Origin of the sequence: Streptomyces radiopugnans (assembly GCF_900110735.1) — a bacterium.
In the GTDB taxonomy this organism is placed as follows: domain Bacteria; phylum Actinomycetota; class Actinomycetes; order Streptomycetales; family Streptomycetaceae; genus Streptomyces; species Streptomyces radiopugnans.
Window position 1 is genome coordinate 281630 of record NZ_FOET01000002.1, and the last position, 23388, is coordinate 305017.

At 69.3% G+C, this 23388-nt stretch carries 12 protein-coding genes and 1 tRNA gene; 9 read left to right on the forward strand and 4 right to left on the reverse strand.

The genetic code is table 11. The features are described 5' to 3' along the window. The first annotated feature begins 241 nt into the window (after window positions 1-241). From BMY40_RS06110 to BMY40_RS06120, 3 genes are all read left to right on the forward strand, one after another. Entirely contained in the window at window positions 242-1774 is a 1533-nt protein-coding gene (locus BMY40_RS06110) for a serine/threonine-protein kinase (RefSeq protein WP_425443083.1), read from the forward strand. Window positions 1775-1854: 80 nt separating this feature from the next. Beyond that, window positions 1855-3996, forward strand: coding sequence for a UvrD-helicase domain-containing protein (locus tag BMY40_RS06115; protein WP_093656244.1), 2142 nt, complete (start codon window positions 1855-1857; stop codon window positions 3994-3996). Window positions 3997-4357: 361 nt separating this feature from the next. Next, window positions 4358-5083 carry an EcsC family protein gene (locus BMY40_RS06120; protein ID WP_093656246.1) on the forward strand — a complete coding sequence of 242 codons (726 nt, stop codon included), beginning with the start codon at window positions 4358-4360 and terminating at the stop codon, window positions 5081-5083. Window positions 5084-5102: 19 nt separating this feature from the next. On the opposite strand, the gene BMY40_RS06125 is transcribed toward BMY40_RS06120, so the two are convergent. Next, complete coding sequence (locus BMY40_RS06125; RefSeq protein WP_342745061.1) at window positions 5103-5462, reverse strand: ATP-binding protein; 360 nt, start codon at window positions 5460-5462, stop codon at window positions 5103-5105. On the opposite strand from BMY40_RS06125, the gene BMY40_RS29035 reads away from it, so the two are divergent. The 3 genes from BMY40_RS29035 (at window position 5409) to BMY40_RS06135 (ending at window position 6848) form a co-directional block, all read left to right on the forward strand. Further along, a complete protein-coding gene (locus BMY40_RS29035) occupies window positions 5409-5627 on the forward strand; it encodes a hypothetical protein (protein ID WP_342745058.1) in 219 nt (72 codons plus the stop codon). The genes BMY40_RS06125 and BMY40_RS29035 overlap by 54 nt on opposite strands. 103 nt (window positions 5628-5730) lie before the next feature. Beyond that, complete coding sequence (locus BMY40_RS06130; RefSeq protein ID WP_093656248.1) at window positions 5731-6636, forward strand: helix-turn-helix domain-containing protein; 906 nt, start codon at window positions 5731-5733, stop codon at window positions 6634-6636. Beyond that, complete coding sequence (locus BMY40_RS06135; protein WP_093656250.1) at window positions 6633-6848, forward strand: DUF397 domain-containing protein; 216 nt, start codon at window positions 6633-6635, stop codon at window positions 6846-6848. Before BMY40_RS06130 ends, BMY40_RS06135 begins: the two co-directional genes overlap by 4 nt. Before the next feature lie 875 nt (window positions 6849-7723). On the opposite strand, the gene BMY40_RS06140 is transcribed toward BMY40_RS06135, so the two are convergent. From BMY40_RS06140 to BMY40_RS06150, 3 genes are all read right to left on the reverse strand, one after another. After that, a complete protein-coding gene (locus tag BMY40_RS06140) occupies window positions 7724-14605 on the reverse strand; it encodes a polymorphic toxin-type HINT domain-containing protein (RefSeq protein ID WP_093656252.1) in 6882 nt (2293 codons plus the stop codon). A 158-nt stretch (window positions 14606-14763) separates the two neighbouring features. Continuing rightward, a complete protein-coding gene (locus BMY40_RS06145) occupies window positions 14764-18288 on the reverse strand; it encodes a LamG domain-containing protein (protein WP_245769926.1) in 3525 nt (1174 codons plus the stop codon). 491 nt (window positions 18289-18779) lie between these two features. Continuing rightward, window positions 18780-18867, reverse strand: a tRNA-Leu gene (locus tag BMY40_RS06150). 276 nt (window positions 18868-19143) lie between these two features. On the opposite strand from BMY40_RS06150, the gene fdhD reads away from it, so the two are divergent. The 3 genes from fdhD (at window position 19144) to BMY40_RS06165 (ending at window position 23141) form a co-directional block, all read left to right on the forward strand. After that, on the forward strand, window positions 19144-20013 hold the full coding sequence (fdhD, locus tag BMY40_RS06155; protein ID WP_093656254.1) for a formate dehydrogenase accessory sulfurtransferase FdhD: 870 nt from the start codon (window positions 19144-19146) through the stop codon (window positions 20011-20013). A gap of 262 nt (window positions 20014-20275) precedes the next feature. Beyond that, window positions 20276-22102: an AMP-dependent synthetase/ligase gene (locus BMY40_RS06160; RefSeq protein WP_093656256.1), complete on the forward strand. Its 1827-nt coding sequence runs from the start codon at window positions 20276-20278 to the stop codon at window positions 22100-22102. A 211-nt stretch (window positions 22103-22313) separates the two neighbouring features. Beyond that, a complete protein-coding gene (locus BMY40_RS06165; protein ID WP_093656258.1) occupies window positions 22314-23141 on the forward strand; it encodes an aldo/keto reductase in 828 nt (275 codons plus the stop codon). Window positions 23142-23388 lie beyond the last annotated feature (247 nt).

Sequence of the window (23388 nt, forward strand, 5' to 3'; positions counted from 1 at the left end):
CGCTTGGGCGGGTGGGTCCGGGCCCAGGACGCGGTGGCGCGAGACGGCCTGCCGGCCGCGCCCGCGCGGGGGGGGCGGGCTGGACGCGGTGATCCTCTTGCGGGGAGACTGGCCGCGGCCAAAGGGACTCAGGGGCTCGGGGAACGGGCGAGCGCGAGTGCAGGACGCGGGGCGGGGACAGGTGCCGGACAGACCGATCGCGGACCGCTACGAGCTGCTGGAGCGGCTCGGCAACGGCGGCATGGGGGACGTGTGGCGGGGCTACGACGCGGTCCTTGACCGGCCCGTCGCCGTGAAGCGGATCCGGCCGCAGGCCGTCGCCGCCACGCCCCGGCTGGCCGAGGAGCTGGAGCGGCGCTTCCGCCGCGAGGCGCGGATCACCGCCCGCATCCAGCACCCGGGCGTGCCGCAGGTGTACGACGCCGTCCTCGACAGCACCTACGAGCACCTGTTCCTCGTCATGGAACTGGTGGAGGGCGTCCCCCTCACCCGGTACGTGCACGAGGAGCGGCCCCTGCCGGTCAGCTGGGCGGTGGCGGTCGCCGCACAGGTCGCCACCGTGCTGTCGTACGCGCACGACGTGCCCGTGGTGCACCGCGACCTCAAGCCGTCCAACATCCTGGTCGCGCGGGACGGCACGGTGAAGGTCCTCGACTTCGGCGTCGCTGCGATCCTGCAGACCGACGTCACCAGGCTGACGGCCTCCGGCCGGCCCATCGGCACCCACCGGTACATGTCGCCCGAGCAGGTGCGCGGCACCCGCGTCACCCCGCGCACCGACCTCTACGCGCTGGGTTGCGTGCTCCACGAACTGCTGTGCGGCAGGCCGCTGTTCAGCGCGCACAGCGACTTCGAGCTGATGGACCGGCACGTCCGGGCCGCGCCCACCCCGCTGCGGCGGCTGCGGGCCGACGTGCCGGAGGAGCTGGAGGCGCTGGTCCTGCACCTGCTCCGCAAGACCCCGGAGAGCCGGCCGGTGGACGTGCAGGAGGTGTACGAGCGGCTGATGCCCTTCCTGCCGGCCCCCGGTGAGTCCTCCGCCCTGGGGGAGGCCGGGCCGCCCGGTGCGCCGGACCCGACCGGGCTCTACCGCCGCCCCTACGCGCCCCGCGCCCGGGCCGGGAGCCGCCCCCGGACCGCCCCGGACACGGCGGCGCCCGGCCAGGTCGCCGAGTACGTGGTCTCGCCGCCCGAGCGGGAGCGGCTGCGGGCTCAGTTGCGGGAGGTCGACGAGCACTACATCGCCCTCATGGAGGAGGAGCGCTACACGCAGGCCGCCGAGGTCGCGGGCGAGATGATCGAGCCGCTGGCCAGGGCCCTGGGCGCCGAGAACAAGGCCGTCCTGCGGCTGCGGCAGCGCCGGGCGGTCAGCCGGCAGCTGGCGGGCGACCACCGGGCGGCCCTGCCGGAGTTCGAGGCGCTGGCCGAGGCGTACGGCCGCATCAACGGCCCCACCGGCGAGGACGCCCGCGACTGCCGCGCCCAGGCCGCCCGCTGCCGGGGCGAACTCGGCCAGGCGACCGAGGCCCTGGCGGAGCTGCGGGCCGTCCTGGAGCTGGAGCGGGCCGCCGAGAGCGATGTCAGCGACGTGGCCGTGGAACTGCGCCGTGACATCGGCATGCTGCTGCTGAGCCAGGGCAACCCGCGGGAGGCCCGGGCATGTTTGAAGGCCCTGTACGAGGACGTCGTGCTCGTCCACGGGCCGGGCCACGAGGTGGCCGTCGAAGCCGCCGAGGTCCTGGCCATGCTCCGCCGGGAACTCGACGGCGGATGACCGGCGGAGCCCGGCCGGGAGCCGCTGAACGAACGCCCGAACGGCCTGCGGCCACGCCGGGGCGGTCCTAAAATCCCGTCATGCCGCACCTCGCCCTCGACAAGGCCTTCTGTCAGCAGCTGGAGAAGCTCGAGAAGCACGTCAGGAACGGCGTGTTCGATGCCTGGGAGAAGTTCGAGCGGCTCACCCTCGACCAGCTGTTCAGAGATCCGGGCCTGAAGCTGGAATCCCTCAAGGGCGCCAAGGACCGGCAGATCCGGACCATCCGGATCACCCAGGGATACCGGGGTGTGGTCCTCGCGCCCGAGACCGGGGACACCTTCGTGCTGCTCCGGGTCGGCCCGCACGACGAGGCCACCGAGTGGGCGGCGAAGCAGAAGGCGACCATCAACGCCGTCACCGGCGCGGTGGAGCTCCGCGAGATAGCCACCCTGGAGGAGCTGACTCCCGCCTACGAGCGCATCGCGCCCGCCGAGGAGCGGCGGCTCTTCGCGAAGGTCTCCGACGGGGAGATGGCCGCGCTCGGCATCGACACCACCACCCTCGCGCAGGCGCGCGTGCTGACCAGCCTGGAACAGCTCGACGTCTTCGGCCGGTTCTTCCCGCCGGACCAGTACAGGGTGCTGGAGCACCTGGCCCTCGGCGCGAGCGTCGAGCAGACGTGGCAGGAGGTCGTCGTGCCGGCGCTGGCCGACGCGGCCTCCCAGGAGCCCGTCGACACCACCGACTACGCGACCGCCATCGCGCACACCCGCACTCGGATCGCCGTCGTCACGGACGCCGACGAACTGCGCGACATACTCGACAAGCCGTTCGCCGCCTGGCGGATCTTCCTGCACCCCGCCCAGCACAAGGTCGCCTACCGTCCGTCCTACTCCGGCCCCGCGCAGGTCACCGGCGGGCCCGGCACCGGGAAGTCCGTCGTCGCCCTCCACCGGGTGCGGCATCTGCTGCGGCACCTGCGCGACGGTGACCGCATCCTGCTCACCACCTTCACCAACGCCCTCGTGGACTCCCTCAACGAAGGGCTCGGCCTGCTCGTCGACGATCCGGACCTGCGCGACCGGGTCGACGTCATGACCGTCGACGCCTTCGCCGGACGCGTGGTCAACACCTCGCGCCGGCCGATCACCGGGTACGAGGAGAGCGCCCGGTGGGAGCGGGCCGCGGAGGCCACCGGCTTCACCGGCACCCCGCAGTTCCTCGCCCAGGAGTACAAGCACGTCGTCCTCACCCAGGACATCCGCGACCGGGAGGAGTACGAGCGCTGCGAGCGCCGGGGCCGCGGCAGCGCGCTGCCCGCCTCCGCCCGGCGGCTGGTGTGGCGGACCGTGGAGGAGTTCACCCGGCGCCTGGACGAGGACGGGCTGCGCACCTATCTCGGCACCTGCGTGGAGGCCGCCGACCTGCTGGCCGGGCAGGGGCCGTGCTACCGGCACGTCGTCGTCGACGAGGCCCAGGACCTCCACCCGGCCCAGTGGCGGATGCTCCGCGCGGCCGCGCCCCGGCGTCCCGACGATCTGTTCATCGCGGGCGACCCGCACCAGCGGATCTACGACAACAAGGTGTCGCTGAAGTCCCTCGGCATCAACATCGCCGGCCGTTCGGCCAAGCTGCGCAAGAACTACCGCTCCACCCAGGAGATCCTCAGCTGGGCGACGGGGATCCTGCTCGGCCGCCCCTACGCCGAACTGGCCGACAGCGGACGACACGACACCCTGGTCGGGTACAGCTCCGCCCTGCACGGCTCCGGGCCGCGCCTCCACACGGCACAGACGGAGGAGGCCGAACTCGACGCCCTGGTCGAGCAGGTGCGTACGTGGGTGGACGGCGGTGCCGCATACGGGGAGATCGGGATCTGCGCGCGGTTCAACAAGACCTGCGAGAAGGCCAGGGACCGCCTGGTCGCGGCAGGCGTCCCCGCCAGCCGGGTCCGCGCGGGAGCCGCCCGCACCGACGACGCGGTCAACGTGGGCACCATGCACACCTTCAAGGGGCTGGAGTACCGCTACACCGCCGTCGTCGGCGTCAACGACCGCGCCCTGCCGAACCCTTCGGCCATCACCCCGGAGGAGGTCGACCGGCTCCAGCACGAGGCCGACCTCGCCGCGGAACGCTGCCTGCTGTTCGTCGCCTGCACCCGGGCCCGGGACGGCCTGTACGTCTCGTGGACCGGGCAGCCGAGCCCGTTCCTGGTGGAGGCCGGCTGCGAGGCGGAGTAGTCGGCAAGGCCTGCTCGCCGTCTCTGGCGCGAGCACGCACGAGCAAATCAGAGCCATTTGACAACGCTTTCACCGCATGGAAAGGTGTAGCCGCTTCGGCTCGCGAAAGGCGGTGCGGCGAAGAACGTCGCGGCGCGAAGGGGTGGGCGGGCGGTGGCGAGGGGGCACGGCTTCGACAGCCCACGGTCTTGCCGGGGACACCGGCGACCGGAATCCCTCTCCCTGCCCGCAGCGGTGCGAGGCGCCCTCGGTGGGGCGCTCGCGGAAGGGGTGTGTGATGGCCGACGAGAAGACTCCTGACGAGGACGGGAAGACTCCCGACGAAGAGGGAAAGACTCCCGACGAGGGAGCGAGTGAGGGAATGGCCGAGAAGACCGGGCGGTGGGCCGCCGAACTCGCGGAGAGGGTCATGGTGAACGGCGTGGGGCCGATCACCGGATCGGTGACCTGGGCCGAGGACCGCCTCTCACGTCGGCAGGGCGCCGACTACAGGGCTCCCGATGACGACGAACGCCGCTCCCCCGAGGACATGAAGGACGACATCGACGCGGTCGTCACCCGCCTCATCAAGGAGTCCGTGGCAGCGGCCGGGACGCAGGGATTCGTCACCGGGCTCGGGGGGCTCCTCACCGCGGGCGTGACGATCCCCGCGAACGTGGCCGCCTCCATCGCCGTCAACATGCGGATGGTCGGTGCCATCGCGCACCTCCGGGGATGGGACGTCCACGACCCGCACGGGCGGACCGTCGCGATGATGCTCGCGATCGGAATGAGTACGCAGAAGGTCCTGGCGGCCTTCGGGGTGAAGGTCAGCCAGAAGCTCGGCGAGCAGATGATCAAGAAGATCCCGATGACGGTGATCCATGCCATCAACAAGAAGGCCGGGTTCCACCTCGTCGCGAAGTACGGAACCAAGCGCGCCGCGATCACGCTCGCCAAGGGAATCCCGATCCTGGGGGGCATCGTCGGAGGCGCGGTGGACGCGGGATCGACCGCCGTCATCGGACGGACCGCGGACAAGGCCCTGCGCGGCGACACCCTGCAGGCCGAGCCCGAGGACAAAAACGGGGCCGAGGAAACGAAGTAACGAACCGGGCGGTCGCCGCTCACCGCTCCCCCAGTGCGTACTCCGCCCAGACGGTCTTGCCCGGTCCGTCCCGGCGCGGGTGCCAGTCCCAGCGCGCGGCCAGTTCCGACACCAGGAGCAGGCCACGGCCCGACTCCTGCGGGCGCTCGGCGTCCGGGGCGGCGGGGCGCACCGGCAGGCGTTCGGCGCGGGTGTCGGTGACCTCGACGCGCACGCACCGGCCGCCGGCCGGTGCGTGCAGGCGGAGGTGGAAGTCCCGGCCGGGTACGTGCCCGTGCCGTACGGCGTTCGCGGTGAGCTCGGCGGCGATCAGCACGATCTCCTCGTGCGCGGTGGTGCCGTACGGGATCCCCCAGGCGTCGAGGCGGACGGCGACCAGCCGCCGGGCGAGACGGCCCCTCTGGGCGTGGAGGTGAAGCGCATCCCGAAGACGCGGTCGCCGGGGCCGGTGAGGCGGGTGGGACGGGTGTCGTCAACGGGGCTGCCGGGCTTGCTCGTCATGCCCACCACGGTTCCCGTGGTGGCGCGGCGCGACCAGTGGTGACGCGCCTCGCGGACCTGTTGTACGCGCGGTACGCGCGCGAGTACGAGGCGTGCGGCGTGACCGCCTTCCGGGTAAGCGCGTTGGCCCGGTGAGGTGATGTTCGATGACTGAGCGTACGGACGAGGAGACCGCACCGAGTGGCGGGGCGGTCGTGAACTTCGGTGACGGCTGGGAAGGCGACGACGGAGGCGGGCGGCGGCCGGAGGACGAGAGCGGGCGGGGCGTCGTCACCGCGTTCGGGCGGACCATGAAGGCCCTGCGGTCGCGGCAGGGGCTGGAGCGCGAGGAGTTCGGCAAACGGATCGGGTACTCGGCCTCGACGGTCGCCTCGTTCGAGCAGGGGCGGAGGATTCCGTCACCCCGGACGATCGAGCGGGCGGACGAAGTGCTGGGCGCGGACGGGTTGCTGAGCCTGTGGAAGGAGGAGGCGGAGCGGGCCCAGTACCCGCTCTTCTTCCAGGGAATGGCGGCGCTGGAAAAGGAGGCCATCGAGCTGGTCATGTACGACACGCTCGTGGTCAACGGCCTTCTCCAGACCGAGGAGTACATGCGTGCGCTGCTCGGCATGAGGCGCCCGCCGCTGGACCCGGAGACCATCGAACTGCGCGTCGCCGCACGACTGGCCCGCCAGGAACTTCTGGACCGGCGGCCCGCACCGCTGCTCAGTTTCGTGATGGACGAGCCGGTGCTGCGACGCCCCTACGGCGGGAAGGACGTGCTGCGCGGACAGTTGGAGCACCTGCTCACGGTCGGCCAAAAACGGAACGTCGAACTTCAGGTCATGCCGCTCGGCTGCGAGGACAACGCGGGCGTGAACGGACCGTTCACGGTCGTCACACGCAAGGATGGCAAGAAGTTCCTGTACGCCGAGGCGCAGGGAATCGGCTCTCTTCAGACTGACCCGGAACAGGCGGTTCTCGCACACGCGCGCTATGGGATCATCCGCTCACAGGCTCTCAGTCCGCGAGAGTCGCTGGAGTTCATCGAAGGGGTGCTGGGATCGCTATGACCAACACTGAGTCCTCGACCGTCGCCTCCGGCCTCGTCTGGTTCAAGAGCAGCTACAGCGGGACCGAGGGCGGTCAGTGCGTGGAGGTCGCGGCCGGCATGGCCGCTGTGCACGTCCGGGACTCCAAGGCCGTCGCCGGGCCGGTCCTCACGGTGTCGCGCGAGGCCTGGACGGAGTTCGTCGGGCTGGCCTCCTCGCAGCGGGACGTCTGACACCCGACAGGCCCACGAGAGCCCTGCCGCCCCTCCCCGGACGGCAGGGCTCCGGCGTGCCGCCGGGTCTCAGCCGACCTCGCGCCCACGACGGCTGAGCTCCGCCTGGACGGCGCGTATCTCGCCTTCGCGCTACACCCGGCAGTGGGCTGCCTCGAGTTCCGTCGAGTCCGGCGATGTGCCCGGATGCCCGCGACTGACGCGCGGCCGGCGGACGCCGGTGCGGAGCAGGACGAAAGCCCCCAGCCCAAGCCGAATCAGGCTCTACGACGACTCATCATTGCCAATGACCTCTGCCCACTGACGTTGACGTCAATCGCCGATGACAAATATCTCTGAAGCCCCACCAGTAACACCTGGTGGGGCTTCAGATTTGCCAAAACAACGGCTTCGAGGCCCGTCCGGGGGTAGTCGATCCCGTTTCGAGGGCCCGCCGCACGCCGAGTTACCCACCCATTAGCATCCGAGCTTTATCTCGCAATTCCGGCGACAGTCTCTCCGAGGCAGTCACTTCAAAGAGAAGCGTTCGAGTTACCTCTTGATCAAATCCCTCTCGCTGGACCATCTCAATGACCCAAACAGCGGCTAGCTCCATCCAGTATGGCCGACCAGACTTCCATGCCGTCTCAACTGTCAACTCAATGAGCTTCTCAGGAGTTGAAATTCCACCCTGCTCGAGAAGCTCCCAAGAGCGGGAAAAAACAGCCAAGCATGCAGAGAGGTCTTTCTCCAAATAAGGCCACATGGGAACGAACCCCGCCCCCTCAAGAGAGGACCGTCCTTCCGACTCCACGCCTACACCGATCCGGCCGTCGGGCATAATTCCAATCCATGCCCCATCACCTCGATAAACCACTGGAGTCCAGTTTTCCATCTCAACCCCACGGCCTGTATTCGAATTCAATCCCTTGATCGTTCATGAACTTCTGGAACTGCCGGCGCGCAGCGTCCGTCCACCTATGACCATAGTGACCGCTATTTTCCGTGAAGACCAAGCGACCGTCTTCCCGGAATAGCGTGCCACCCAACACTGTCCCTCTGTCCATGCCCGCCTTCTCCGCCAGTTGCTCGTGAGGGCTGAGGCCTCCAGGAATTCTTTCGCGATCTCCTGCCAGGAATCTTCCAGCGCCGGCATCGAAGACGAATTCAGTCTCCGGCTTCGTTGACGTGAAAGCCCTCAAGGCATCAGCGGATCCCTCTCCCGGCCCCAGGACAACGTCACAGTCGCTGTTGTGGACCAAGACCGGGGTCTCGCCTGCCAGAGCATAGTACGTGTGCAGATCGGCGACGGTGAAGTTGTAGGTTCGCGCCCGCTCGGTGTAGGCGTGGTTGGCCGTCACGATGACGGTGTCGCCGTCGTCGGTGAGCAGGGTCATGCCGGACTTCAGTTCGGCTGCGTCGACCCAGCTCTTCTCCGAAGGGGACCAGAACGGGTGCTCGTGGGTCGCGGTGAGCTTCTCGATGCCGTCCTCGGTGGCTATGGACAGCTCGTTGAAGTACTTGTCGTCCTCCGTGACGATGAGGCGGACCACCTTTCGTGGTCCCGTCTCGCCCGTTTCGGGATCGGTGGCCAGCACCTCGTCCCCGAGCTCGACATCCTCAATGTCCTTAGTCGCGCCGTTCGCCATGAGGACGGCAGTCCCCGCCAGGAAGCATTTACACCCGTTCGGGGTTCCGGGTCTGCTCTCCTTCTTGCCGACCTTCTTGACGACGTGCTTCACCACGGCGCGGGCCAGTCCCGCGATCCCGGTGGCATAACTCGCCACCTCGGCCGCTTTCTCACCGGAGTCCGCGGCCCTGGAATCCAGGTCGACCCCCATGTCCTCGGCGAACTCGTCGTACATCTCCGTCGCGCCGCTGCAGTCCTCTATCCAGCACCACGGGCTGAAATTGCTCGCCGCCTCGCCTGACTCGGCCAGGAAGTGACCGATGCCCCCCAGCAAGTACTTGAAGCTTCCTTCGGCGCCGGGGTTTTCCGGTTCCTTGCTGCAGCCGATCCCGTACAGCTGGCTGGTGCAGCTCATTCCACCACCGCCGCCGCCACCACCACCTGCGGAAGTGGCAGTGGCGGTGCCCGTGCTGGTCGTACCGCCGGAATTCCGAGATTGAATGGTGGCGTTCCGCAGGTGGTTGATCATGATCTGAATCATCACGATCATCGCCCCGATGATCCTGGCGAGCGCTTCGAAGAACTTTCCGCTCGGATCGGCGAAGGTGACCGGGTTGTTGTTGCTGTAGGCGTAGCCGTTGATCTGCTGGGGGTCCTTCAAATCCATGACGGGGTCGGCGCTGATGAAGCGGCCGGTCGACGGGTCGTACTCGCGGGCTCCCAGATGTGTGAGGCCCGTCGGGTCCTGAGTGCCGCCGACGAAACCCTTCTCCCCGATCCAGCCTGTGGCGGCCGCTCCGCGCTGCTCGCCGAACGGGGTCATGTGCCGACGCGTCACGGCCTGGGTTGCGGCGTCGATCTGAACGCTCGCGGTGCCGTTGTGATCGCCGGCGAGCCAGGTGAGGGACGAGGGCGTGCGTACGGCGACCGTCTGGTCGGCGTGGCCGTAGTAACGAACGGCCTCGACCTTTCCGGTGACCTTGTCCATCCTGAGTTCGGTCTCACCCAGGTACAGGGTGCTGCCGGTGGTGTCCCGGCGTATCAGGCGGTTGCCGTTGGCGTCGTTCAGATACGAGGTCTCGGATCCGTCCGCTTCCGTGACCTTGCTGAGGTTGTTCTCGATGTCCCAGTCGAGGGTCTGGGTCTCGGTTCCGATGGTGCGAGTCCTGGTGTTCCCGGTCTTGTCGTAGGTGTGGCTGGTGTCCGGAATCGAGGCGTTCACCGGGGAGGTGGCGGTGGAGGACAACAGGTGCGGGCGCGCCTTGTCGCCGGTCCGCAGGTCGTAGCCGTAGGCGGTGGTGGCCGGTCCGCCGGATGCCAGGTGGTTCGTGCTGGTCTTGCGGTTGCCCGCGCTGTCGTAGGTGAAGGACTGCCAGTACGGGGCGGGGCCGCCGACGGTGCTCTGGGTGGGGGCGGTGGCGCAGTCCGTGGTCGAGGTCCAGGCCGTCTTCAGCCGGCGGTGGCCGTCATAGGCGAAGCACTGCCGGTCACTGGTGCTGGTGGAGCGGTCCTCGATCTCCACCGGATTTCCGGCCCGGTCGTAGCGGTAGTGGGTGTCGGACGCGGTGCCCGGCCCGGTTTCGGTGACGACGGTCTGCCGTGCCAGACGCTTGGTGCCGTTCTCGTACGAGGTGTTGATGTCGGCCCACTTGGCGGTGGAGGAGACACCGAGTGTGGTGCGGATCCGCTCGCCGGCGGGCAGATAGTCGGTGTTCTGCACAATCCCGGTCAGGCCCTGGAGGGTGTCGGGCATGCGCTGTTCGGTGTAGCCGTAGGTCAGGACTTCGGCGGCGAGCCCACCCATCGCGGGGATAGTGCGCTTCTGCAGTGTGCCGTCGAGGTTGTAGGTGTTGCTGATCGTCCAGGTACCGGTTCCGGCCAGGGCACCTTCGGATGTGCTGATGGTGTACTGCTCTTTGAGGGTCCGATACAGCTTGTCGTACGCGGCGTGCGTGTAGGCGTAGACCTTGCCCGCCTTGCCCCCCACGTAGCGGATGGCCGAAGTCGGCTGGCCCTTGGCTATGGAGTCGTACGTCCAGCGAGCCAGGTACTTGGAGTCGTCGGGCGTGGCCTTGCCGTCCACGACCGGGACGCGGCCTTCGAGCTTGCCGGTGGGACGGCCGATCAGGTCATAGGTGTGTCCCACCGTCCTCTGCTCGGCATCGGTGGTGGCGATGATCTGGTCGAGGTCGTTGTACTCCGCCGAACTGGTGCCCGTGTCGGGATCGGTGACGCCGGTGTTGCGGCCGAGGAAGTCGTACCGGTAGTTCCAGGTGTTGCCGTCACTGTCCTCGACCTCGGAGATCCGGTCGGCGTGGTCGTAGGAGTAGCTGAGCCTGGTGAAGTCCGCGCCGGCCTTGTTGCCGTCGTATTCGAGCTTCTGGGTCAGGCGCCCGCGGGCGTCGGCGGTCTCCTGTACGGCGGAGGCGCCCTCAGGCGGCTCCACCGTGGTGGTGTTCCCGTCGTAGGTGTGGCTGCTGCGGGCGTATTCCGCGCCGTTGACGAGTACCTTCGTGATCGATGGGCGGCCCGCGCCGTCGTAGACGGTCTGCGTACCGCCCGGTGCTGGTGTAATCAGTGTGGCGAGCCGGCCGGAGGGTGCGGTGGTGTCGATGTAATCCGCGGAGGTTTCCGTCTCCAGGCCGCGGGTGTCGTACTTGATCTCCGTGATCACCCGGCCTCCGCCGACAGCGGCCGGGGCCTGCGTCTGTCTCGGCCTGAGGAGGGCGTCGTAGATGGTGTAGGTGGTTTGGTAGGTGCTGCCGTCGTTGTTCAGCGACTTGGTGGCGACCCAGGATGCCTGGGTGTTCTGGATCCTGTATTCGAATTTCTGGCTGGGTGCTCGGTCCTGTGTGCGGTCGGCGAGCCAGACGTCGGTGAGGCGGCCCAGTGCGTCGTAGGCGAGTTCGGTGCGGTTGCCATTGGCGTCGGTGGTGACCGCGTTGACACCCCAGTCCGGGATGAGTTCGGTCGTGACCGAGTGACCGAGTGCGTTCTTCTCCAGTCGCTTGGTGAGGGGACCGCCCGCGGCGGGCGTGTACTCGATGTTCCGCATACGGGTGCCCGCGGCGTTCCAGGTGTCCGTCTCACGACCGAGTGCGTCGTAGGCGTGTGTGCTCACGGTCTGGAGCCGCGGCTTGCCGTCGGTGCCGTAGCCGGTGACCCGCTCGACGCGCGTGGTGTCGCCCTTGGTCGGTGCGGTGCCCCACGCCTGGCCGTCGTAGGAGGTGCGGGTTTCGGAGATCACGTCGGTGGTCTTGGGATCGCCGGTGCGCGAGGGGGTCTGACCACAGCCGACGGATACTTTCTCCACCCTCTTGGGGTAGGTCAGCATCCACGCTGTGGTGTCCGTGGCGTACTCGGTGATCGTGCAGTCCTTCTCGCCGGCGGCGTCCTTCTCCAGCGTGAGGGTCTGGCCGCTCCTGGGGTCGTACGTGCTTCTGACCGTCGAGGTGAGTTCACTGCCGTCCGACTTGGGGGTGCGGGTCACCGCGGTGGCGGTACGGACCATGTAGGCCCTGACGGTGCCGTAGGAGTGGCTGTCGGTGGCGGTGTTCTTCGACCATGGGGTGTTGATGGTGCCGGAGATCTCGCCGCCGCCGGTCCCGTTGTAGGTGATCTGCTCCCGCAGCTGTCCGGCGTACTGCTCGGAGTCGGTTTTGACCGTTCCCTTGGAGTCGGTGACGGTGGCGGCGCGGGTGGTGCCGTCGGACTGCTTGTCGCCGTTCATGCCGCGGTAGTACAGGGCCGTGGTCTTGGAGCGGGTGCCCGAGGTTTCCCCAGTGGTGGTGGTGACCTTCTGGTAGCCGCGCCAGATGCCCCAGGTACGGTACTTGGCCGGTGTGATGGGCGACTGGTCGTCGTAGGCCCAGGCTCCGCCGCCGTGGTAGTTGTAGTCGGTCTGCTTCAGCGGAGCGCCGCCGGTGGGGTCGGACTCGGTGACCTGGGTGACGACGTACTTGTGGAACCAGTCGGTGCGCGGCTCGGGATCCTCGCCCGGGGTCGGGTTGGACGGCGGGATCCATTTGACCGGGTAGCAGCGCTTGGTGTTCTTGTCGAGCGCGGAGGGCATGTCAGTGTCCGCGACGCATTCGGGGTCGGAGTAGTTGATGGTGAGCACCGAGCCGGTTTCCGAGGTGACGGTGCGCACACGCCATTTGATGAACGGGGCGACGTCGTCGCCGGTCTTGTCCACCCGGTTGTGCAGCTGGATGCCGCTGAACCTCACCGGCGGCAGGGCGGCGTCCGTGCCGACCTTGCCGGTCTGCTGGATGGACTTCAGCCACAGCCCGGGGTCGGACCCGTCGCCCGGGTCGGGGAAGGACTGCTCCAGGTGCCAGGTGTTGACGTCCCGGTAGTCGGTGTCCGCTCCCGTGCCGGTGCCCTTGTAGACCTGGGTGGTGACGTCGGTGAGCCGCTTGCGGGTGAAGAAGGACGGGGACGGCTGGTCGGTGCAGGCGGTGTCGGCCTTGCAGATCTGGTCGAAGGGCACGTCCGGCCAGGCATTGCGGTTGGTCCCGGTGAGCGAGGAGCAACTCTCGCCGCCTTCGACGGGAATGCAGCGCTCGGCGACTGTGAACTTCACGCGGGCCGCGGCCGGCTGGGTGGTGGAGAAGACGGTGTCGCTGCGCTGGCCGTAGTCGATGCGCTTGAGGTGACCGCCTCGGGTGTAGGCGGTGCCGTTGCCGGTGGTGCCGTTCTTGGCGTAGTGGTTGGTCTCCTTGGCGTACCAGTACGTCATGACGTTGCCGTGCGGGTCCACGACGTAGTCAAGGTTCCACCGCCAGGCCTGCGTCTTGGCACGTCCGGAGAAGGAGGTGCCGCTGGAGTGGCCGGGTTCACCGGAGTCGTCGCCGAAGACGGGAACGGTCCACACCGAACCGGTCTCGGGCTTGCCGCTGGTCCAGCCGGGCAGCCGGTTCTTCCCAAACACGTACCGGGTTCCGTCAGGGGTCGTGACCGTCCAGTGCTCGCCCTTGTCGCCGCTGTCGCCGTCGTCGCCGTTGACGGCCCCGGTGCCGCGGACGATCCGCTCGCCGTCGTCGCTCTTGGGGCGCCACTCGCCGGTGCTCTCGTCCTTCACCAGAGCGGTGGACTTGCCGTTCAGGACGAGGGAGGCGTTGTCCTCCTTCCAGCACAGGTCGTACTTGCCGTCCTGGCCGTCGTCCTCGCAGCTGCCGTAGGAACGTTCGATGTAGGAGACCGGCAGGTCGAATCCTTCGCCGATCCAGGAGGGCTGGGCGCTGGTCGACGAGGTGCGGCCGTCCACGCTCTGCGCGGAGTACCCGATCGACAGCTCCGGGGCCGGTCCGGCCGGTGTCGGCGGAGCATCCAGCGGATAGTTCCAGGTGAAGTCGCCGTTGGAGCCGCCCCCGGCCCAGGTGGAGGAGACGGAGAGCGGGGTCGCCTCGTAGGTGCCCTGGTCCGAGGCGGTCCCCGCTGACAGGGCGAGCACCGCCGTTCCAGCCGAGGCAGCCTTGGCCGCGGGAATGTCCACCTGCGCGGTGACGGCTTGCTGCTCGGTGTCGTTGGAGGACGGCGCCAGGGTGGTCTTGCGGCAGGCCGCCTTCTCGGGGGTGGTCAGTGCGCACGAGGGAAGCCGGACCAGCCGCAGGCGGGAGGACCAGTTGCCGCTGTAGGCGTGGGCGAAGCCGCTGTAGTCGACGGTGGTGCCGAGAGCGGCTGCGCCGGTTTCACCGTCGGCACGGGCGACGGTGAAGACCAGGCCTTCGATTCCGAGTTCGCCGGTTTCCCTGCGGTTGAGGACCTTGACTTCCGCCCGGTCCGGGGCGGTTGCCGCCTTCTGGTCGGCTGTGCGCTTCTGCTTTGCCCCCTTGGCCGCTTTCGGCTGGGCGATGCCGATCGGCAGCTCGCCCACTTCGGCGTGCCCGGTGGTCTTCTCGGGCACGCCGACCGTCTCGGAGGCGGCGCCCGGCCACACCACCTTGCGTGCCGCCTCGGACCGGGTCTTCTTCGCCGCTTCGACGGTCGGATCGTGAATCTTCCTCGTCTTGGCGGCGAAGGGCTCAGCCTTGCCGTACTCGGGCTTCTCCAGCGCGCTGTGCCCGCGCTCGAAGTCCCGGGAGGGAGCGGCCCCCAGCAGGGTGGCGATGACCGCACCGGATACCGGTAGGACGACGGCCGCCATGCGGCGGCGGCTGGCTCTGCGCCATGCCCATCTGCGCAGCACTGATGTGTGCCCGGACACGTGGGTTCTCCGCATCTCGAAGGTCGAGGTGTGCCGGGCACGTCCCGGCACACCTCCGTTGATTCGTGGTCTGTGGCTGTCGGCGGTCCGACGTGCGGTCACTCGATGGGAACGGGGGGCTCGTCCACCGTCGCCAGTCGTGTGATCTCACTCTCCGAGAGCACGCCCGCGTAGACCCGCAGGTCGTCGAGTTGGCCGGGCAGCGGGTTGCCCCACTCGCCGGTGTCGTGGCGACGTGCTCCGCCGACCACGAGCGGCCCGGTGGGCTGGAAGGTCTCCTCGACGAAGGCGCCTTCCTCATCGCCCTGGCGCTGTCCTGTCACATAGAGCTTGGCCGACCGGTTCACCGAGTCGTACACACCGACCACGTGCATCCAGCCGCCGGGAGAGTTCACCTCGTCCGACTTCGCCGTGTAGTTCGGCCCGCCCAGGACGTCGGTGCCGAACAGGCCGAAGTTCCAGTCCCCGACGGTCACACCCGCCTCCTGCCGGTACCACAGGCGGAAGGAGTTCCGCTGGGTGCCAGGGTGGGAGAACACCGAGGGCGAGTGCGCCACCGCGGTGTTCTCCAGCTTGGACTGAGCGGCCAGGTTGACCCAGCCCGCCACGGTGAAACTGCCGGAGTCGTCCAGCGCGACCGGTGACGTCGCACGTCCGAGAAGAGTCGTGTCCAGTTCCATGACGTTGCCGTGGGCCGGGTCGTCGGTGGCTGTGAAGACGGCACCGGGTTGCAGGTTCAGACTGTTGGCACGTCCGGAGCTGTCCGCACCGACGGTGCCGGAATCCTCGTCCAGCGCCCAGTGCGCCAGCAGGGCGGCTTCCGGGCTCCCCGTCTGCGGGTTCTCCATGTTGGCCACCCCCCACAGTTCGTCCGGGAAGACGACCCGGTTCCATACCTGGACGTGGTCCACGTCCGCATGGAGTCGCGGATTACCCACCCAGCGCCCGATCTCGAGGGCACCGCCGGCCGCCCAGGGAGTGGTGAAGGCGGTCTCCGCGTCGAGCTGCCCGTTGACGTACAGGCGGATCTTCTGTGCCTGCCGGTCGTAGACGCCCATCAGGTGGGTCCATGCACCCAGCACCGGCGGGCGCTGCGATGTGGCGCGCACGACGGTGGTGTCCGCCGATACCTCGTCCGTGGCGTGGCGGTTGAAGACCCACCGGTCGGGGCTACTGGAGTAGTAGAGCGCGAAGGCCCCGATGTTGGTGCCCTGCTGTTGCATCAGGACCGTTTGCTGCCTGTCGGTGAGCCGTACCCAGGCGGAGACCGCGAAGCTGCCCGTCGTGTCCACCACGGGCCCCTGGGTCGTGGCGTAGACACCGTCGCCGGTCTTCAGGCCAGCGCCGAGCCGGGCGTGCTCGGTCCAGGACGAGGCGCTCAGTGCGAGGTCGTGACCGCCGTCCTCGGCATTGGCGGCGGCGAGGCCGCTTCCCTCGTCGAACTTCCACGTCGCGACCGGACCGGCCGCTCTGGCGACCTTGAACAGGTAGTCCTTGGTCGTCCCCGCGTTGCCGGCGGCGTCGAAGGTCTGCACCCTCAGCGTGTTGGTGAGCCGCTTGTCGGGAGTGACCGCGACCGAGTGTGCGGAGGTATTGGTGGAGAAGGTCTTGCTTCCGAGCTTGGTCCCGTTGAGCCACCAGTCGTAGCGGCGCACGTCGGAGGCGCCCGCGGTGATCCGGAAGGTGCCCGTCATGCCGACGCTGCCGGACTCGGGATCGGCTTCACACGTCGTTCCCGTGCACTCCGGGTACTCCTCCGAGGCCACCGTGGGCGCGGGCGGCCCCTGGGTGTCGACCTTGAAGTAGCAGTAGCTCGACCACGGACCGTACAGGTATCCGGTGCTGCCGCCGTAGGTGTACTTGTACTGCGCCCTGGCACGGAACTTGTACATGGTGCTCTGTTCCAGGGTGGCGGTGACCGCGGTCCCGGCCGTGCCGCTGGCCGTCCAAGTGCTGGGGTACAACCTCGTCGGCGTGGTGCTACTGCCCTTGTAAAGATCGAAGTTGGGACGCAGGACCGCCTTGGAGCCGTCACTCGAGACCGGTGTGGCGGTCAGACGCGGAGTCGCGTCGCGGATGACGGCCGGGCTGGAGGAGGCCGAGCACGACACGTTCGGGTCCGACATCTTCACCGACGACGGCTTGGAGTTCGGCGGCGTCACATAAGTGATCGACAGCCGGGGCTTGCGAGTGGAGGTGGCCCGGTCGTCCAGCGGGGACATGAACTGCTTCCAGGCGATCGGATCCGACTCGTCGGCACGCAGTCCGAGGGTGGTCGTCGTCGACTTGGTCTTGGCCGTGTAGGCGACCGCCGCCGTGGCGTCGAACTCGACATCTCCGTCCGGGCAGCTCGACGAGTGCCCCTTGGCCGCCGAGACGGTGTCCACCTTGGAGGACCACGACGGCGGCTTGGACCATGTGGTACTCGACGAGATCGTGCTCGTACGCCACAGCTCGACGTTCTTCTTGGTGCAGTTGGCCGACCAGATCTCGTACGCCGTGAACGTGGCACCCAGGATCTTCTTGCCCGCCACCGAACGGGTGTCGAACTGGAAGAGCGAGCGCACCTTCTTGTTGTCGACATAAACGTCGTAGCCCACGCCGAGCGCGTGCTTCGTCTTCCAGAAACTCGTCCCAGGGGAGTCCGACCACAGCGCCGTCCAGCCGGTCAGCGACGCCTTCACGGCCGGCGGGTCCAGCACCACGGGGAAGACCGTCGACTCATCGGCGAGGAAACCCTGGTCCGGCATGATCGACAGCGCATCGTCTGTGACCGTCGTATCCATCACCGCGGTGCGGGCTCCCGGGCCGGCCGTGAGGCTGTGGACAGACACCTCTGCGTCATTTCCCGTCAAGCGCGCGGCAGCCGACTGTGCGCTGCCCGGCGAGGGCGCGGAGTCCCACATCAGCGCCGATCCGCTGGTCACCACCGCATGGCCCCCGGTGTCCACGAATGTCGTGGCCCCCGTGTCGGATGGTCGCGCCGACAGCCCCCGCGTCTCGACGGGGAACTCCACCGCCCGCAGATCGGGGTGCGAAGCGGCTTCCGCCGAGTGAAGGACGAGGTGGTAGGTGAACCCGTCGGGATGCACCTGGACGGCCAGGTCCACGTCTGGAAGGACCGACGGGTAAACGGCCGTGGAACCTTGTGTCACAGGCTCCGGCAGCTCCCAGGGCGAGGAGATCGCGTACTCCTTGCCCTCTGCCGACAGCCGCGCCAGCGGCTCGTCCGCGCCGCCCCTGGACAGTTCGATGTCCCCTGCCGCCCTGGGGGCCAGGTTGCCACCCTGCCGCTCGACCAGCGTGGTGTCGACGGCTACCCACTCGCCATCCTGGCGGACGCGCTCGGGGGATGTCGCGGTCTCGACCGTGAACGTGCCGTCGCTGTTGGCGAAGACCTGACTGTTAGGAGTCGTCAGCGTGGCGACCTCGACCCGCTTCCCCGAGGCCACGGCTTCCCTGGACGCCTTCTCCTCCTCGGTCGCGGGCGGCGGGCCGTCGTCCTCCCAGAATGCCTTGCCCCTTGCCGCCTCGTCGGCCGGAGTGCTTGACGCCGGTTCGGCCACCTCGGTGTGCTCACCACCATCGGCTGCGGCCGCCTCTGCCGAGACGCCCGTCAGCACCAGCAAGGAAGCAACGACCGATACCGCCCCACGTGCCGTTCTCCAACGGCTCCTTCGCCCCACCACTCCCGCCCCTCACATTTTGAAATTTTCGTGAAGATCACATAGACCAGGTGAAGCTACAGCAGTGAAGGAGCCCGACTCGATAACTATTCGGCCATAGGTGAAAGAAAACTGGCCATGATTCGCTTGCTTACGGAACTTTTCAGTCGTGTGGCGTGTCACAGCAGAGGTCTTCTGCGCCCTCGCTGCTGGGCGGCTCGGCAGCAGCAACGTCGCCGGCCTCTGGGCGGAATCAGGGGTCACCACCCGGGGAAGCGGGGCCCGGGCGTCGCGTCCGGCTCCCCGAGCCCCGGGATGCCCACCAGGCGGCCGGTCACCGCACCGCCGACACGCCGGTCAGCGGACCGTGACGCAATGCGGTCGGCCCCAGAGACAGCACGAAGCGCGGGTCGAGAAGGGTCTCGACCCGCGCTTCGTCAGTGAATGTCTGGTGTCCGAGGGGGGACTTGAACCCCCACGCCCGATAAAGGGCACTAGCACCTCAAGCTAGCGCGTCTGCCATTCCGCCACCCGGACCGGTGTGCGACCTGCGGCCTTCCGGCCGCGGCGACGGGGAACACCATACCAAGTTTTCGCGGTGCCTCTCACATGCATAAGCCGTGGTCCGGTGGGGTGCCGGGACGGCCGGGCCGGTTCGGGAACGGGGCCGGCGGCCCCCGCTCCCTCGCACGGACGGACGGACGGCCGGGCGGCGGGTGAGCGTACGGCGGAAGCGGGGCAGCAGCACAATGGGACGGCCGCGGTGGAGGGCGCCGCGGCCGTGAAGCGTCGACCGAGGCGGGACTGATTTCCATGGGCCGAGTCACCGAACGCCGCCGTGTCGTCCGTCTGCGCGACGGTGCGGTGAGCGAGCGTCCGGACACCCTGGTGGCCGAGGAGCCGCTGGAGATCCGCCTGAACGGCAAACCGCTGGCGGTCACCATGCGCACGCCCGGCGACGACTTCGCCCTGGCCGCCGGTTTCCTGGTCAGCGAGGGTGTGCTGGGCGGCCCGGAGGAGCTGGCGAACATCGTCTACTGCGCCGGCGCCACCGAGCAGTCCGACGGCACCACGCGCAACAGCTACAACGTAGTCGACGTGCGCCTGGCCCCCGGCGTGACCGTCCCCGACATCACCCTGGAGCGCAACGTCTACACCACCTCCTCGTGCGGGCTGTGCGGCAAGGCCAGCCTGGACGCGGTGCGCACCACCGCCCGCTGGCCCATCAGTGGGGAGCTGCCTCCGCTGGAGCCGGAGGTGCTGGCCGCGCTGCCCGACCGGCTGCGCGCGGCCCAGCGGGTGTTCGACCGCACCGGCGGCCTGCACGCGGCCGCCCTGTTCTCCCCGGAGGGGGAGCTGCTGGACCTGCGCGAGGACGTCGGCCGCCACAACGCCGTCGACAAGCTCGTCGGACGCGCCCTGACCCGGGGGGAGCTGCCGCTGTCGCGCGCGGTGCTGCTGGTGTCGGGGCGGGCCTCGTTCGAGCTGGCGCAGAAGGCGGTGATGGCCGGGGTGCCCGTGCTGGCGGCCGTCTCCGCGCCGTCCTCCCTGGCCGTCGATCTGGCCGCCGAGACGGGGCTGACGCTGGTCGGTTTCCTGCGGGGGGCGTCGATGAACGTCTACGCCGGCGAGCACCGCGTCGCGCTCGGTGTGTCCGGCGCGCCCGGCGCGCGGCGTGCCTGAGGACGGCGTGCCCGAGGGCGGCGAGCCTGAGGGCGGCGGAACCGGCGCGCCGGTGGGCACGTCCCACCGGAGAAGAGGGGGCACCGCACGGGAGATTCGGTGGAGAGGGCCGGGATGAACGGTGACGGCCCGGCACGGACTTCCCGAAACGACCGCATTCACACCGTCAGGCCGTATCACATCCCTTCCTGGGCGGCCCGCGCATCCGATACGGTCGGCCCGCTGTGAGTCCCCCACGCCACAGCGCGACGAGGAGCGGCACGTGCGCGAGTTCACCGTCCCGGCCCTGGCGACGGAGCCTCAGACCGGAGGGCTGGCCGACACCGTCTTCGACCGCGCCGACGCCGACCCGCGCCAGGTGGTGATGGCGCGCAAGGACGCCTCCGGCGCCTGGCGGGACGTGACCGCCGCGGAGTTCCGCGACCAGGTGCTGGCACTGGCCAAGGGGCTGCTCGCCGAGGGCGTGCGCTTCGGCGACCGGGTGGCGATCATGTCCCGCACCCGCTACGAGTGGACGCTGTTCGACTTCGCCCTGTGGTCGGTCGGCGCCCAGCCGGTGCCGGTCTACCCCACCTCCTCGGCCGAGCAGGTCCACTGGATGCTGCACGACGCGGAGGTCTCGGCCGCCGTCGTGGAGCACGAGGAGCACGCGATGACCGTCGGCTCGGTCGTCGACCGGCTGCCGCGCCTGAAGCGGCTGTGGCAGCTCGACGCCGACGCCGAGGGCGCGCTGGCCGCCGCCGGGGCGCACATCCACGACGACGTGGTGCACCGGCACCGGCTCGCGCTGACCCCGGACACCCCCGCCACCGTCCTGTACACCTCCGGCACCACCGGCCGTCCCAAGGGCTGTGTGCTGACCCACGGCAACTTCATGGCCGAGTGCGACAACCTCGTCCGGCGCTACGAGGCCCTCTTCCCCTCCGGGGGCGGGGGGCAGGCCTCCACCCTGCTCTTCCTCCCCCTCGCCCATGTCTTCGGGCGGATGATCGAGGTCGGGGCGGTGCGCGCCGGGGTCAGGCTCGGCCACCAGCCCAACATGACCGCCGCCGCCCTCCTGCCCGACCTGGAGACCTTCCGGCCCACCTTCCTGCTGGCCGTGCCCTACATCTTCGAGCGGATCTTCCACACCGCGCGGCGCAGGGCCGAGGCGGAGGGGAGGCTGGAGCCGTTCGACAAGGCGGTGGACGTCGCCGTCCGCTACGCCGAGGCGATGGAGGACAGGGCCTTCGGAACCGGGCGCGGTCCCAGTCCGGCCCTGCGGATGCAGCACCGGTTCTTCGACAAGGCCGTCTACTCCCGGCTGCGCGCCGCGCTCGGCGGCCGCTGCCGGTACGCCGTGTCGGGCGGCTCGGCGATGGAGCGGCGCCTGGGGCTGTTCTACGACGGCGCCGGCATCCGCGTCTTCGAGGGGTACGGGCTGACGGAGACCACCGCCGCGGCCACCGCCAACCCGCCCGAGCAGACGCGTTTCGGCACCGTCGGCGTCCCCGTCCCGGGTACCACGGTGCACATCGCCGAGGACGGCGAGGTGTGGCTGCGCGGCGGCCAGGTCTTCGCCGGCTACCTGGGCGACGCCCGCGCCACCGCCGAGGTGCTGCACAACGGCTGGCTGGCCACCGGCGACCTCGGCTCGCTGGACGAGGACGGCTATCTGACGATCACCGGGCGGAAGAAGGACGTTCTGGTGACCTCCGGCGGCAAGACCGTCTCGCCGACGGTGCTGGAGGACCGGGTGCGGGCGCACCCGCTGGTGGCGCAGTGCGTCGTGGTCGGCAACGACCGGCCCTACGTCGCCGCGCTGGTCACCCTCGACGAGGACGCCGTGCACCACTGGCTGACCATGCGCAACAAGCCGCTCCTGGGCCCGGCCGAGCTGGTGCGCGACCCCGATCTGGAGGCCGAGGTCAGACGGGCGGTGGTGGCCGCCAACACCCAGGTCTCCCAGGCCGAGTCGATCCGCACCTTCCGGATACTGGGGTCGCGGTTCACCGAGGAGGACGGGCTGCTCACCCCCTCGCTGAAGCTGAGGCGCAAGGCCGTGGAGAAGGCCTACGCGGTCGAGATCGACGCCCTCTACCAGCGCTGAGCGGGCCGGGCGGGCCGGACCCGGGGACGGGTGGGGGCGGACCGGGCCGGGCAGGCCGGGTGCCGCGGCCGCCGCACGGCTCCGCGGCCGCCGCCGGGCTCGGAGCCGCGCGGCGGGAGGAGATGCGGCGAAGCGGGAATGACAACGCTGCCATGATCGTTGGGACCCCGGGTACACGTGTCGCCAACCGACTGACAAGGACCGATCGCTCGTGAGCAACGTCCCCAACATCATCCTCAACAACGGCGTCCGGATGCCGCAGCTCGGCTTCGGCGTGTGGCAGGTGCCGGACGAGGAGGCCGCCGCCACCGTCGGGCACGCACTCGCCTCGGGCTACCGCAGCATCGACACCGCCGCGATCTACCAGAACGAGAAGGGCACCGGGAAGGCCATCGCCGAGTCCGGGCTGCCGCGCGAAGAGCTCTTCGTGACCACCAAGGTCTGGAACAACGACCAGGGCCGCGACGCCACACTGCGCGCCTTCGACGCCTCGCTGGAGCGGCTGGGCCTGGACTACGTCGACCTCTACCTCATCCACTGGCCCGCGCCGAAGCAGGACAGGTACGTCGAGACGTGGAAGGCGCTGGAGGAGATCCACGCCGACGGCCGGGCCAAGGCCATCGGCGTGTCCAACTTCAAGCCCACCCACCTGCGGCGGCTGATGGAGGAGACCGAGGTCGTCCCCGCCGTCAACCAGATCGAGCTGCACCCCAACTTCCCGCAGGCCGAGGCCCGCGCCTTCCACGCCGAGCACGGCATCGCCACCGAGGCCTGGTCGCCGCTGGGCCAGGGCAAGGACCTGCTGGACGACCCGGTGATCGCCGAGATCGCCCGCAAGCACGGCCGCACCCCCGCCCAGGTGGTGCTGCGCTGGCACCTCCAGACGGGGAACGTGGTGATCCCCAAGTCCGCCACCCCCTCCCGGATCGAGGAGAACATCGACGTGTTCTCCTTCGTCCTGGACGAGGACGACATGACGGGCATGTCCACCCTGGACAACGGCACCCGGCTGGGCCCCGACCCCGACGAGATGGGCTGAGCCGGGCCCGCCACCGGCCCTGCCCGGCCGCCCGGCCCGGCACCGTACGCGCACGCGCGGCGCGCCCACTGCGGCGCGCCGCGCGTGCGTGCCTCCTCCCCCGCGGCACGGGGAGCGGGGACGGGGAACAGGCGGCGGGGGGACGGGCGCACCGCCCGGAGATCCGGTCCGGTCCCGACCAATCCGCCGCCCCGGCGGCCACGAACACCGGGTGAGGACCGTCTTGCGGGAGGAACGCATGCCACAG

Coding starts and splice junctions, on each gene's coding strand:
- BMY40_RS06110 (WP_425443083.1), top strand. CDS start 242: ATGGGGGACGTGTGGCGGGGCTACGACGCGGTCCTTGACCGGCCCGTC.
- BMY40_RS06115 (WP_093656244.1), top strand. CDS start 1,855: ATGCCGCACCTCGCCCTCGACAAGGCCTTCTGTCAGCAGCTGGAGAAG.
- BMY40_RS06120 (WP_093656246.1), top strand. CDS start 4,358: ATGGCCGAGAAGACCGGGCGGTGGGCCGCCGAACTCGCGGAGAGGGTC.
- BMY40_RS06130 (WP_093656248.1), top strand. CDS start 5,731: ATGACTGAGCGTACGGACGAGGAGACCGCACCGAGTGGCGGGGCGGTC.
- BMY40_RS06135 (WP_093656250.1), top strand. CDS start 6,633: ATGACCAACACTGAGTCCTCGACCGTCGCCTCCGGCCTCGTCTGGTTC.
- BMY40_RS06140 (WP_093656252.1), bottom strand. CDS start 14,605: ATGGCGGCCGTCGTCCTACCGGTATCCGGTGCGGTCATCGCCACCCTG.
- fdhD (WP_093656254.1), top strand. CDS start 19,144: ATGGGCCGAGTCACCGAACGCCGCCGTGTCGTCCGTCTGCGCGACGGT.